At 44.0% G+C, this 13,196-nt stretch carries 10 protein-coding genes; all 10 read left to right on the top strand.

The window, feature by feature from the left end; translation table 11 throughout:
• Positions 1 to 82: 82 nt before the first annotated feature.
• The gene (locus tag NC997_RS10870) at positions 83 to 1,513 is read left to right on the top strand and encodes a form I ribulose bisphosphate carboxylase large subunit (protein WP_190411163.1); all 1,431 of its coding nucleotides are present in this window, start codon (positions 83 to 85) and stop codon (positions 1,511 to 1,513) included.
• A gap of 92 nt (positions 1,514 to 1,605) precedes the next feature.
• Positions 1,606 to 2,004, top strand: coding sequence for a chaperonin family protein RbcX (locus NC997_RS10865; RefSeq protein WP_190411164.1), 399 nt, complete (start codon positions 1,606 to 1,608; stop codon positions 2,002 to 2,004).
• A 96-nt stretch (positions 2,005 to 2,100) separates the two neighbouring features.
• Positions 2,101 to 2,436, top strand: coding sequence for a ribulose bisphosphate carboxylase small subunit (locus NC997_RS10860; protein ID WP_190411165.1), 336 nt, complete (start codon positions 2,101 to 2,103; stop codon positions 2,434 to 2,436).
• Positions 2,437 to 2,573: 137 nt separating this feature from the next.
• Positions 2,574 to 3,881, top strand: a complete 1,308-nt coding sequence (locus tag NC997_RS10855; RefSeq protein ID WP_190411166.1) for a ribulose bisphosphate carboxylase small subunit — start codon at positions 2,574 to 2,576, stop codon at positions 3,879 to 3,881.
• 924 nt (positions 3,882 to 4,805) lie between these two features.
• The gene (locus tag NC997_RS10850; RefSeq protein ID WP_348257783.1) at positions 4,806 to 6,275 is read left to right on the top strand and encodes a hypothetical protein; all 1,470 of its coding nucleotides are present in this window, start codon (positions 4,806 to 4,808) and stop codon (positions 6,273 to 6,275) included.
• A gap of 87 nt (positions 6,276 to 6,362) precedes the next feature.
• Positions 6,363 to 7,670 carry an O-antigen ligase family protein gene (locus tag NC997_RS10845; protein ID WP_190411167.1) on the top strand — a complete coding sequence of 436 codons (1,308 nt, stop codon included), beginning with the start codon at positions 6,363 to 6,365 and terminating at the stop codon, positions 7,668 to 7,670.
• Positions 7,671 to 7,741: 71 nt separating this feature from the next.
• On the top strand, positions 7,742 to 8,743 hold the full coding sequence (locus tag NC997_RS10840) for a glycosyltransferase family A protein (protein ID WP_190524563.1): 1,002 nt from the start codon (positions 7,742 to 7,744) through the stop codon (positions 8,741 to 8,743).
• Positions 8,744 to 8,869: 126 nt separating this feature from the next.
• Positions 8,870 to 10,393, top strand: coding sequence for an MOP flippase family protein (locus NC997_RS10835; protein ID WP_199306015.1), 1,524 nt, complete (start codon positions 8,870 to 8,872; stop codon positions 10,391 to 10,393).
• Positions 10,394 to 10,449: 56 nt separating this feature from the next.
• Positions 10,450 to 11,694 carry a glycosyltransferase gene (locus NC997_RS10830; protein WP_190524560.1) on the top strand — a complete coding sequence of 415 codons (1,245 nt, stop codon included), beginning with the start codon at positions 10,450 to 10,452 and terminating at the stop codon, positions 11,692 to 11,694.
• A 48-nt stretch (positions 11,695 to 11,742) separates the two neighbouring features.
• Positions 11,743 to 12,957, top strand: coding sequence for a glycosyltransferase (locus tag NC997_RS10825; RefSeq protein ID WP_190524557.1), 1,215 nt, complete (start codon positions 11,743 to 11,745; stop codon positions 12,955 to 12,957).
• The last annotated feature ends 239 nt before the right edge of the window (positions 12,958 to 13,196 follow it).

Below are 13,196 nucleotides of genomic sequence, written 5' to 3'. Positions count from 1 at the left end.
ATAGTTAAAAATTAATAAAGAAAAAAGTTATGGGATCGCTTAAACCCGTAACAACATTCAGGATTCCCTCAGGAAGGAAGACATGTCTTACTCTCAAACAAAAACTCAGACAAAGACTGGGTATAAGGCCGGGGTTCAAGATTACAAACTCACCTATTACACCCCAGACTATACCCCCAAAGATACTGATGTCTTGGCGGCTTTCCGGGTTACGCCTCAGCCTGGTGTTCCTCCAGAAGAAGCTGGAGCTGCTGTTGCTGCTGAATCTTCCACAGGTACCTGGACAACAGTATGGACAGACCTGCTGACAGACCTGGATCGTTACAAGGGTCGTTGCTACAACATCGAGCCAGTACCAGGCGAAGACAACCAATATTTTTGCTATATTGCTTATCCCCTGGATTTGTTTGAAGAAGGTTCTGTTACCAACTTGTTGACCTCTCTGGTGGGTAACGTGTTTGGTTTCAAAGCCTTACGTGCGCTGCGCTTGGAAGACTTAAGAATTCCTGTTGCGTACCTCAAAACCTTCCAAGGCCCTCCTCACGGGATTACCGTTGAGCGCGACAAACTGAACAAGTACGGTCGTCCTTTGCTGGGTTGTACGATTAAGCCGAAGCTCGGTTTATCAGCTAAGAACTACGGTCGTGCAGTCTATGAAGTCCTGCGCGGTGGTTTGGACTTCACCAAAGACGACGAAAACATTAACTCCCAGCCTTTCATGCGCTGGCGCGATCGCTTCCTGTTCGTTCAAGAAGCCATCGAAAAAGCTCAAGCTGAAACAGGTGAAATCAAAGGTCACTACCTAAACGTGACTGCTCCCACCTGCGAAGAGATGATGGAACGGGCTGAATTCGCTAAGGAAATCGGCACACCGATCATCATGCACGACTACCTGACGGGTGGCTTCACCGCTAACACCACCCTCGCTAAGTGGTGCCGCCGCAACGGTATCCTACTGCACATTCACCGCGCGATGCACGCTGTGATTGACCGTCAAAAGAACCACGGTATTCACTTCCGCGTTCTCGCCAAGTGTCTGCGGATGTCTGGTGGAGACCACCTGCACTCCGGTACCGTCGTTGGTAAACTGGAAGGCGAAAAAGGCATCACGATGGGCTTTGTTGACCTGATGCGCGAAGACCACATTGAAGAAGATCGTTCTCGCGGTATTTTCTTCACTCAAGACTGGGCTTCTATGCCTGGTGTGATGCCCGTGGCTTCTGGTGGTATCCACATTTGGCACATGCCTGCTCTGGTGGAAATCTTTGGTGACGACTCCTGCTTGCAGTTCGGTGGTGGAACCCTTGGGCACCCCTGGGGTAACGCACCTGGTGCAACCGCCAACCGTGTTGCTTTGGAAGCTTGCGTCCAAGCTCGTAACGAAGGTCGCAACCTGATGCGCGAAGGCGGCGACGTGATCCGCGAAGCTTGTAAGTGGAGTCCTGAGTTGGCGGTTGCTTGCGAACTTTGGAAGGAAATCAAGTTCGAGTTCGAGGCAATGGATACTCTGTAATCTAATGACAGAGTCATGATTGTTGAGTGCTGAGTTAAACTTAAACAAACTCAACACTCAAAATTCAGAACTCTTTAGGTCTGGGGTCAAATATGGATCTCAAGCAAATTGCCAAAGACACGGCTAAGACACTGATTAGCTACCTGACTTATCAGGCAGTGAAAAATATCGTGGCTCAGTTGAGCGAAACAAATCCTCCTTTGGCAATTTGGCTGAGTAACTTTTCTAAAACGGGCGTCATCCAAGATGGAGAAGCTTACGTCAAGGAATTACTCAAAGAAAATCCAGAGTTAGCGCTTCGGATTATGACTGTGCGCCAGCATCTTGCAGAGGAAGTAGCAGACTTTTTACCTGAGATGACTCGCACTGGTATTGAGAAATCTAATATCGAATATCGGCGTCAACATCTGGAGCGAATTACGCTACTTACTTTACCTGACCCCAGCTTCCAGCCGGAACAACAAACTGAATCACCAGGCGAGTCTGGATAACCTCGACCGTCATCTGACAGAACTCTTCAACTTTGGACGTTAGACCGCATCAAGCGTCCACTTAGCAGACATACCTACAAGGAAGACCACACAACTATGAGAACTCTGCCTAAAGAGATTCGTTTCGAGACTCTTTCCTATTTGCCAGCCCTTACCGACGCGCAAATCAACAAGCAAATCCAATACATCCTCGACCAAGGCTATATTGCAGGGGTTGAATTCAGCGATAGTTCTGCACCGGAACAGCACTACTGGACATTGTGGAAACTGCCTCTGTTCAATGCTACGACAACCCAAGAAGTTCTCACTGAAATCAAAGCTTGCCGTTCTGAGAACCCCAACGCCTATGTCCGAGTCATGGGCTTTGATAACATCAAGCAGTGCCAAGTTCTCAGCTTCATCGTTGGGAAACCAAACCAAAGAGGTTACTAAACCTTAATTAGTCAGGTGGGCGCTGCCTAACCGACTCACTTTTAACTCGTTCGTGCAAAATTGGAGAGGCAGAGCAATCTACCTCTCCAATTTGTTTGTTTGATGCCTAGCAATCGGAGCATTCACTTTAACAGACTATGACCTACTACATTTCTCCCCGCTTTTTAGACAAGCTGGCGGTTCATATCACCAAAAATTTTCTTGACCTCCCTGGAGTACGAGTTCCTCTGATTCTCGGAGTTCACGGACGGAAGGGAGAGGGAAAATCTTTTCAGTGTGAATTAGTATTTGAGCGGATGGGCATTGAAGCTGTCCATATGTCGGCAGGGGAACTGGAAAGTCCAGATGCAGGAGATCCCGGGCGTTTGATCCGCCTGCGCTATCGGGAAGCAGCAGACTTGATCAAGGTGCGCGGCAAGATGTGCGTGCTAATGATCAATGATTTGGATGCTGGGGCAGGGCGCTTCGATCAAGGCACCCAATATACGGTGAATACTCAGCTGGTGAATGGCACGCTGATGAATATTGCTGATAAACCTACAGATGTGCAACTTCCTGGCAGTTATGATTCCACGCCGCTACCCAGAGTGCCGATTATTGTCACAGGCAATGACTTCGCCACCCTGTATGCGCCGTTGATTCGGGATGGTCGGATGGAAAAATTCCACTGGGAACCCGATAGAGATGACAAGATTGGCATCGTCGGAGGCATTTTTGAGCCAGATGGATTATCTCGCAGTCAGATTGAACAGTTAGTCGATCGTTTTCCCGATCAAGCGATTGATTTCTTTGGTGCAGTGCGATCGCGCATTTACGATGAACAAATCCGCTCTTTCATCCACGATATTGGGATTAACCGGGTTTCTACTAGGGTAGTAAACAGTGCTGAAGGACCACCAGTGTTCAAAAAGCCTGATTTCACTCTTTCTCGCTTAATCGAGTTTGGCAACCTGATGGTTCAAGAACAGCAGCGAGTTCAGAATTCACGCTTGGTAGAGGAGTACAATACAAGCCGACGCTCCGTGACTCCAGAAGTTAGGGATGTGCCTCAGATGTCATCCCTACCCCCGGAAAATCGGAAGACCGTTGTCCGCAATGAACTGGCGAACGAGCCATCGCACCCTCATGAGTCCGATCGAGGTAACGGTCACAGCAGCAACACTCAGGTAAATAGTGCCCGAATTAGTCCAGAGGTGCAGCAACAGATCCGGGATCTACTTGCCCAAGGCTATCGCATTGGTATAGAACACGCAAATGCACGTCGGTTCCGCAGCCAATCTTGGCAAAGCGGCGATCCCATTCAGACAACAAATGCGTCGGAAGCGATCGCTGCTTTGGAAGCTAGCTTGAGCGAGCATAATGGGGAGTACGTGCGCTTCATTGGCATTGACCCCAAGGCCAAGCGGCGCGTTGCAGAAACGATTATCCAACGTCCGAATAGTTAACGTTTGTAGTACAGTATTTGCTGGGAAAGCGATCGCTCTGTTGGGGCGATCGCTTTTGTTTATCCTGGCGAATCGATAATTCAATAAAAGCGAGATGGGAACAAAAATTTGTTAATTTCGTCGCCCTTTGCGGTATAAATTTACAGTAACGAAGTGAGCGATCGTGATTAAGATATAGAGGCTCATCGAATCACAAAATCAATCCAACTTCTGTAAAGTTTAGGTAAAGTTGCACGATTTTTGTGCAATTTTTGATGAAGTTTTCATTGCTGAGATAGCGATCGCTTAATCACTTTACTTGTCACCGTAACAGAGCGATCGCTATCTCACGAGGAATCGCTCAAACAAGCTGCCTGTGGCTCTTTCGACACGTTTTTAGTTCGCTAGATTTGCACTTTGGTTAAAAAAAATCATGCAGTCCATAATCATCCTCTGGACTGATGTTTCGCTATGTAAAGCCCCTTACGATGAGATGACACTAAAATTATGTTTAATGATTCCTTGAACCGAATCATTTCATTGAAATCTAGGCTGTTCTTAAATACGAGTAACTAAGCTTTTTCCGGGTGTTTCTAATGCGAAAAGCGAATGACTAGCGAAAAATAAATTATAGGGTGGATAGAAAAACATTCTATGTTGCAATTGCAGTCAATCAAAAGGCTTTTTAGTAGTTTTTAAATAGCTCTTGAAATTGCATTTTAGCTGTTGTTTGAAACTGAAAAAATCAAAGCGTTTTATCTTAATCTCTTCACGGGAGCAATGATAAATCACTCCTAAAAAGTAGCGAAGTAAAGGCTGTGTATACTCTAATAAGCGAAGGTTATACAAAACTATTGAATCAAGATTGCCACTCAGTCCTTGAGCCTAGCTATTCAAAGAGACAAACAATCGCAATAACCCTAGTGTAAGCCTAATTCTTTGACTATGAAACGCCCGATTACCTCTCCCCATGAAGATTTGGCTATTACTGACTCTGCAAGTATTTCTAAATCTTCCTCGAAATCAGCAAGGTCTCAAGGAAATTGGATGCGTTACTTAGTCTTAGGACTATTAACTAATGCAGCTATTTGGGGAGGAGCTTTATATTATATAAAAGTTACCAAACCCAATTACAGCACTGAGTTAGCGCTTAGTTTACCCTCAGCCGGTTCAGCCAGCAATATCAACCTGCCAGGGATTGGGCAAGCTTCCTCTAAAAGCGACTCTCCGTACATGAGTACGAATCAAGATCCTAGAGAGAACTATAAATTTCTAGCTCTCAGTAAGCCGGTCTTGGAGACTGCTGCTGATAAGCTCAATATGCCCTTGCAAGATTTTGGTAAACCTAGGGCTAAAGTATTAGACAACACCACGCTGATGACTTTTGAGTTTCAAGGAACGACTCCCGACGAAGCTTATAAAAAATCTTTAGCGCTCTACGAAGCCTTGCAAGTAAAAATCAACGAACTGAGAATTAAGGAAGCCGCTCAGCAGGATAAAACGCTACAATCCACCCTTGGGGAGTCCCAAAAAAAATTAAAAGCAGCGCAAACACGCCTATCTGAGTACAAAGCGCGTTCGGGTTTAACTTCTACGGATCAACTTACGAACCTTTCACAAAATATTGAACAGCTACGCCGACAGCGGGCTGAAGTATTAGCTAAACAGCAAGATGCGAATGCTCGTTTGCAAGGACTATCTAGTAGCTTAGATTTATCGGCTAAACAAGCAGCAGATGCTTTTGTTCTTCAAGCCGACTCCCTATTTCAACAATACTTACAAGACTATAGTGAAGCGAACAGCCTCTTCGTTGCTTTGCAATCAAAGTTTTTACCCGATCATCCTGCTCTAATTCAGCAGCAGGCAAAGCTAAATGCCGCTCAAACGGCTTTACTGAGGCAGGGGCGATCTCTTTTAAAGCGACCCGTTACGATAGCAAGTCTAGAAGAACTTAACCTGAGCAAAAGTGGTGGATCGGGAACCTCGCGGGATGCTCTTTTCCTAGAGTTAGTGACAGTGCAGACAGAGGCACAAGGACTCCAAGCAGAAGCGCGATCGCTCAACCAACAGCTTGCTCTACTTGAGAATCGGCTCAAGTCACTTGCACAGCAAGAGGTTTCATTAGCCGACCTGATGCGAGATGTGCAAATTGCCGAAGCAGTTTTTTCTTCTACTTTAGCGAGATTGGATTTGAGCAAGTCAAATATATCTTCCTCTTATCCTCAACTTCAAATCTTTACAGAGCCTACAATTCCAACTTCTGCGAGTGCCCCCAATAAGAAATTAGTTCTGCTAGGTGCAGCCTTAGGTTCCTTGTTTTGTACTAATGGACTACTGTTACTGTGGCTGCGCGATCGCAAAATTTCTCGGTCTTCTACGCTAGTTAAACATACCTACTTGGATACCAGTCCGTAATCACTGGAAATCGATTCAGATTTCAGGAGATAAACCGCAGCAACAATATTGTTTTGATTAGACCCAAGATGCATGAACCAGATATCAATGAAACCTCAAAATCTTGAAGAAAAGTTGATTTGGTATTACATTACCTGGATTTATGTAATTCACATTCTTGGGCTACAAATGACCTTAGTGCCTATACTAGCTTGGTTTTTCTTGTGGCGTGTAGGAAAGAAACTGTGGAACCAAACAGAGAATACGCCCACTGAGGAGAAAATAACCATTCCCACAACAATCTGGGTGTGGATTATTTGTATCTTAGTCATGGAGGTGGCTTTAATTGCTGCTCACATGAATTTCAATCTAGGATTAGGCAAAATTCTTAACTCATCAATCAATTGGGTTGTAAGATATGCTCCCTTAGCGTTATTTCCTCTTGCAGGCTGTTTAAAAATTCGACCACAGATAATTTATAGAGCAGCTTGCATACTTTGTCTGCAAAGCTTAATTGCTGTGATCGTTTGCTATACAGCGTCTAGATTACACCTACCTTCTCATATCTACACTTCCCCTTTGCGGATCATAGAACGTAGCGGTCTTGCTTACTACAGTGTTAACCTCTACGGTCTCGATCCTGAAGGAGGTGGAGTTCGTCTTGAATTGTTTACCCCCTGGGCACCCGCCTTGGGAATGGTAGGAAATATCTATTTCTTTCTAGCAGCGCAAGAATCGAACAAAAAATGGCGATTCATTGGCATGATTGGCGCGGTTGCAATGATTGTGGGTTCGGTTTCGCGCCTAGGTATTGTATCTCTTCCTTTTGTCATATTTTCTACTTGGGCTTTATCAAATTTTACGAAACCTTATATACAGCTCATAGCCGGAATCGCTAGTTTTATTATGGGAGTGTTTTCTTCCTGGCTAATCAATTCATTTAGAGCTTTCTCAGATATGTTCTACCAGGCAAGAGCAGGCTCTTCCAGAGTGAGAGATATATTGGCTCGCCTAGCAGTAGAACGTTGGAAAGAAGCTCCTATATGGGGACATGGAATTGGTGAATTTAAAGGGCCTGCTGTTGCAACATTCAAGCCCATCGGTTCTCACAATACTTGGTTTGGTCTTCTGGTAACGAAAGGAATCGTAGGGTTTACGGCACTTGTCATTCCCTTGGCTTGGAGCTTCATAGATTTAGTAATTAAGTCGCAAAGCAGTCGAGTTTCACGAGTAGGATTAAGTATAATCTTGGTGATATTTATGTTTACTTTTGGGGAAAATATAGAGGCTCTTGCCTATGTTTATTGGCCTGGGTTAGTTATGTTAGGAATTAGCATCAAAGAAAAGTTTCCTAGCTTTTTATTCACTGAGACCAATATTCCTGAAAACGGTTATAGAGTCAAAACAGAACTTTAAACTGTTTACTGATGATTGAGGGGAATTAAGATAACATTTTTTTTATTAGACTTACACAAAGGTTAAACTAAATGCCAGTAATATCAGTGATAATTCCGGTCTACAATGCTGAACAAACAATCTTGGAAACGGTTAAATCTGTTCAGCAGCAAACATTTTCAGACTTGGAAATAATTTTAGTTGATGACGGATCGAGTGACAAAAGCGTAGAACTGCTTAAAGGAATTGTAGATGAACGGGTAAAAGTATTTGTCTATGAAAATGGCGGAGCCGCCGTCGCTCGCAATCGCGGTTTAGCTCACGCTAAAGGTGAATTTATTGCCTTTATTGATGCAGATGATTTATGGACACCAGACAAGCTAGAACTACAACTTGCAGAATTACAAAAGCACCCCGAAGCAGGAGTAGCTTATAGCTGGACTTCTTTTATAGATGAAAAAGGAAAACTTTTATATGTGCAGCAACCCGTATATTTTGAAGGAAATGTTTATCCACAATTATTAGTCAGCAATTTTCTAGTTTGTGGTTCAATTCCACTGATTCGTAAGCAAGCAATTGAGTCCGTTGGGGAACTCGACCCAGAACTAAAATCTACTCATGATTGGGATTACTGGCTCAGGTTAGCAGCTAAGTGGTCTTACGTTCTGGTTCCTCAACATCAGATTTTTTATCGTCAAGTACCTGGCTCAATTTCTTCCAAAATAGAGGTTAGGGAAAAATATAATCTGATGGCGCTTGAAAAGGCTTTTCAGACAGCACCAGCAGAGTTGCAATCTCTCAAGAACCAGAGTTTAGCAAATGTTTATCAGCACCTCGCCGATTTGTATTTAACTCGTAAAGCAGATCCTGATGCAGTTAAGCAAGCGGGTTACAAACTAAAAACGGCAGTTCGTTTGTATCCAAAAATGCTCCTAAATAGCAGCGCTCAGCGCTTACTGCTGAAATGGCTGGTGATGCGATCGCTTTCCCCTAAATTCGCTAACTATTTTCGGCAGATATCTACTAAATTTCGTGATTTTCGATATCAGCGCTGGAGTAAAAATTTAGAAAATCTCGGTAAGGAGACGCCCTAAATTTAGTTTGAAGACCTACCAAATTGAGGTGAGTTATACGAAGGGTTTAAATTCTTCTATAAATACCCAAAATGATTAGTAACTTTTCAAGTAGTCGCTTCAAAGAGTTTTATAAGAGGTATCAATTTGTCGAGATTAGAGAAAAAGATTCTATCTGAGCCTGACCAAACTCAGCACTTTCAGACTGACCATCTGAAGGCTGATTTAAAAGGTCGCTCGGTTCGTGGCGGTGCAGTCACGATGGTGAGTCAGGGGTGCAAATTTGTACTTCAAATGGGATCGACGGTTGTGCTAGCTCGTCTACTCTCACCTCAAGACTACGGTCTAATTGGGATGGTGACTAGCGTGACGGGTATTGTGTTTCTCTTCAATGACATGGGTCTGTCAACGGCGACGATCCAAAGAGCCGAAATCAACCACAAGCAAGTCAGCACCCTGTTTTGGGTGAATGTGGGGATGAGCCTCTTGCTGATGCTATTGACTGCGGCTATGGCACCGGCGATCGCTTGGTTTTATGGTGAGCCGCGCCTGACCTGGATTGCGATCGTTTCTGCCAGTGCATTTATATTTGGTGGGTTGAGCGTCCAGCACCAAGCCTTGCTTCGGCGACAGATGCGCTTTACCGCTCTCGCTGCAATTGAGATCGTCTCCATCGTGCTGGGGGTAGCGATCGCGATTATTTCGGCTTTGTATGGGGCTGGATACTGGTCGCTGGTATTTATGTCACTGACTACGGCAATCGTCACGGCTGCTGGGGTTTGGGTAATGTGTGGTTGGCGTCCTGGCTTACCTGCTCAACGCTCAGGCGTCCGTTCTATGCTGGCTTTTGGTGGCAACCTCACTGGTTTCAGCGTCCTTAACTACTGCGCCCGAAACCTGGACAACATTTTAATCGGACGGGTGTGGGGTGCTGAGGCTCTAGGTGTGTACGCGAAAGCATACAGCCTAATGATGCTTCCTTTGCAACAAATCAACTCCCCAATTACCGCTGTTGCCGTTCCCGGTCTGAGCCGATTGCATTCTGAGCCACAGCAATTTCGCAATCACTATTTAAAAGGACTATCGCTGATCGGATTTTTGACGACGCCTATCGTCCTCTTTATGATGATTGTCTCCGAAGAATTGGTCGAGCTGATACTTGGCTCCCAATGGGGAGAGGCTGGTACAATCTTCAAGCTTCTTGGTATATCTGCACTCGTTCAACCACTTACGAATACCTCTGGCTGGCTCTATATTTCTTCAGGAAGGACAGCTCAGATGTTCAAGTGGGGAGTATTTTCTTCCAGCTTCTTAGTGATTTCTTTTTTCTTTGGATTACCTTATGGCGCACGCGGTGTTGCTTTAAGTTATTCAATTGCCAAGCTATTGCAGACATTGCCTTGTATGTACTATGCAACGCGCGGCACGTCTATCACCATGCTCAATTTATTAGAAGCCATGAAGCATCCTTTGCTGGCATCTCTAATCGCAGGAGCGATCGCGTTTGGGGTTAAGTTAGCGATCGCGCCAACTTTAACCGTTTGGGCTACAGTCATTGTCAGTTTGGCGGTAATGGCTTTGACCTATTTAATCTTGATGTTCTATGTATTCAATACCAAAGACCTTTACCTATCTGTACTAAAACAGTTCAAACGACCTAAAGGCTCTTGATGCTTAACCGTCCAGAATGATGACAGCAGAGTATCGGATATTAGGTGAAATTTACGATGAGAATCGCCTTTATTGTTGGTAAATTTCCTACTGTATCAGAGACGTTCATCTTAAATCAGATTGTGGGACTGATTGAGCGAGGACACGAGATTGACATTTACGCCCAGAAACCGGGCGATACTGCCAAAATCCACCTAGATGTGGAAAGATATCAACTTCTTGATCGCACCTACTATGTTCCGGAGCAAAGACCAGCCAATCCTTTAATTTATGTAATTAAGGCGATTTGGCTGCTGTTAGCAAATTTCCCCAAAAATCCTGTTGCATTTCTGCGATCGCTTAATGTTTTTAAGTATGGCAAAGAAGCTGCTTCATTGAGGATGCTGTATACAACATTCTCGTTACTCCCATTTCTATCAAATAAGCCATACGATATAATCCATTGCCAGTTTGGACCCTTAGGATTCTTAGGGATGTACTTTAGGACAATTGCTGCCTCTAGAGCTAAAGTAATTATCTCATTTCGAGGTTCTGACCTCACTATGTATCTCAGTCAATATGGTGACGATATCTATAAAAAGCTTTTTGAAAAAGGAGACTGTTTCCTGCCCATTTGTAACCATTTTAAAAATAAATTGATTAGTCTGGGCTGCAATGAAAAAAAAATTATTGTACTCCGCTCAGGAATCGATTGTAATCGGTTTTCCTTTAAGACACGCTATCCGCATCCCGATGGTAAAGTGCGGATTGTTTCAACAGGTCGCCTAATTGAAAAAAAAGGGATTGAATATGGTATTCGCGCTATTGCTAACTTGACAAAAATGAACCTCGATCTTGAATACAATATCATTGGTGATGGCTCTTTAAAGCCAGACTTGCAGCAACTGATTCAAGAGCTAGATGTTGGAAATATAGTAAATCTCTTGGGTTGGAAACAACAGCACGAAGTCGTGCAAATTCTCAACGATTCCCACATTTTTGTAGCTCCCTGCGTAACCAGTAAGGATAATAATCAAGAAGGAATTCCTAATGTTTTAAAAGAAGCAATGGCAATGGGTTTGCCAGTTGCCAGCACTTACCATAGTGGCATCCCTGAGCTAGTCGAAGATGGGGTTTCAGGGTTCCTAGTTGCAGAACGGGATGTCAATGCTTTGACTGAAAAATTAGGCTACCTAATCGCCCACCCAGAGGTCTGGCCCGAAATGGGTGCGGCTGGTCGTGCATACGTGGAAAAGCACTATGAAATTGGGCAGCTAAACGACTATTTAGTTGAAATATACGAGAAACTGCTAATTACCTGATAGGGTATTTAGTAAATAGAAAAGTCAAGTTATAGGGGTAGAATTGTTGTGAAAGTCGCGATGATTGTTGGTCGATTTCCGGTTTTGTCAGAAACCTTTATCTTAAACCAAATCGCTGGTTTAATCGATCGGGGTCACGAAGTTGATATCTATTCTGACCAACTCGGAGATACTTCCAAGGTGCATCCAGCAGTAGAAAAGTACCAACTCCTGAATCGCACCTACTATATCCAAATGCCATCTAATATTGCGATTCGCGGGCTAAAAGGCTTGGGGTTGCTATTCGCGAACAGCTACAAAGACCCGGCCCTCTTGCTGCGATCGCTTAATGTTTTTAAGTATGGCAAAGAAGCTGCTTCATTGAGGTTACTATATGCAGCAGTCTCATTATTGGGCAACAAAGAATACGACGTCATCCATTGTCAATTTGGCCCTTTAGGATTCATCGGGATGTCATTTCGGCTGATTGGTGCGCCCCACGGAAAATTAATTACCTCATTTCGCGGTTTCGATATTAGCCAGCATATTCAGGAATTCGGTGAAGACGTTTATAATCCCTTATTCGCCACAGGAGACCTTTTTCTTTCTAACTGCGATTATTTCAAACGTCGCCTGATTAAGCTAGGTTGCGATGAGAAGAAAATCATCGTCCTTCGTTCGGGCATCGATTGTAGCAAGTTTGTGTTTACCACACGTCATCTACCCGCTGATGGTCGCATTGGAATTGTCACCACAGGTCGCCTTGTCGAAAAAAAAGGGATTGAGTATGGAATTCGTGCCATTGCCAAGTTGGCTAAGGCATACCCCAACATCGAGTACAACATCGTTGGGGATGGGCCATTAAAGGAAAGTTTGCAGCAACTCATTGATGAGCTGGATGTTAGTGACAAAGTAAAATTGCTGGGTCACAAGCAGCAGCAGGAACTCATTGAAATTCTCGACAACTCCCATATATTTATTGCCCCCTGCGTGACAGCGAAGAACGGCGATCAAGATGCCCCCGTAAACGTATTAAAAGAAGCAATGGCAATGGGTTTACCCGTGATAGGGACGCAACACGGTGGCATTCCAGAACTGATTGAAGATGGGATTTCAGGTTTTTTGGTTCCCGAACGAGATGCCGATACTCTGGCTGAAAAGTTGGGCTATTTATTTGAACATCCGGAAGTTTGGCCTGAAATGGGTCGCTCCGGCCGCGCCTACGTAGAAGCGCATTACGACTTTAACAAGTTGAACGAGCGGTTAGTAGAAATCTACCATTAGATAGAGTTCAACCGTTAAAATTGCATTTGGCAGGTTAAAATCTGCCATTAGAAGTATATTTTTCTAGAAAAAACATGATATAAACCGAATAATTTTCTGATTGAATGAGTTAAAAAATAAAAACTTCAAGTAAGGATTTTATATTAATTGCAACTTCACTAAAACTTCACATTAAAAATAGGGAAAATCGTGTTTCTTCGATGCTTTTATAGCAAAAAGTCTGGTAACATTTACTAGAG

It is taken from the genome of Trichocoleus sp. DQ-A2 (genome assembly GCF_039961915.1).
Lineage (GTDB): Bacteria > Cyanobacteriota > Cyanobacteriia > Cyanobacteriales > FACHB-T130 > FACHB-T130.
Note: the sequence above shows the minus strand (reverse complement) of the source record. Positions and strands in the feature narration are given on the sequence as shown.

What these genes read in the sequence shown, in the direction of transcription:
- NC997_RS10870 (WP_190411163.1), top strand. Translation starts at nt 83, where the DNA reads ATGTCTTACTCTCAAACAAAAACTCAGACAAAGACTGGGTATAAGGCC.
- NC997_RS10865 (WP_190411164.1), top strand. Translation starts at nt 1,606, where the DNA reads ATGGATCTCAAGCAAATTGCCAAAGACACGGCTAAGACACTGATTAGC.
- NC997_RS10860 (WP_190411165.1), top strand. Translation starts at nt 2,101, where the DNA reads ATGAGAACTCTGCCTAAAGAGATTCGTTTCGAGACTCTTTCCTATTTG.
- NC997_RS10855 (WP_190411166.1), top strand. Translation starts at nt 2,574, where the DNA reads ATGACCTACTACATTTCTCCCCGCTTTTTAGACAAGCTGGCGGTTCAT.
- NC997_RS10850 (WP_348257783.1), top strand. Translation starts at nt 4,806, where the DNA reads ATGAAACGCCCGATTACCTCTCCCCATGAAGATTTGGCTATTACTGAC.
- NC997_RS10845 (WP_190411167.1), top strand. Translation starts at nt 6,363, where the DNA reads ATGAAACCTCAAAATCTTGAAGAAAAGTTGATTTGGTATTACATTACC.
- NC997_RS10840 (WP_190524563.1), top strand. Translation starts at nt 7,742, where the DNA reads ATGCCAGTAATATCAGTGATAATTCCGGTCTACAATGCTGAACAAACA.
- NC997_RS10830 (WP_190524560.1), top strand. Translation starts at nt 10,450, where the DNA reads ATGAGAATCGCCTTTATTGTTGGTAAATTTCCTACTGTATCAGAGACG.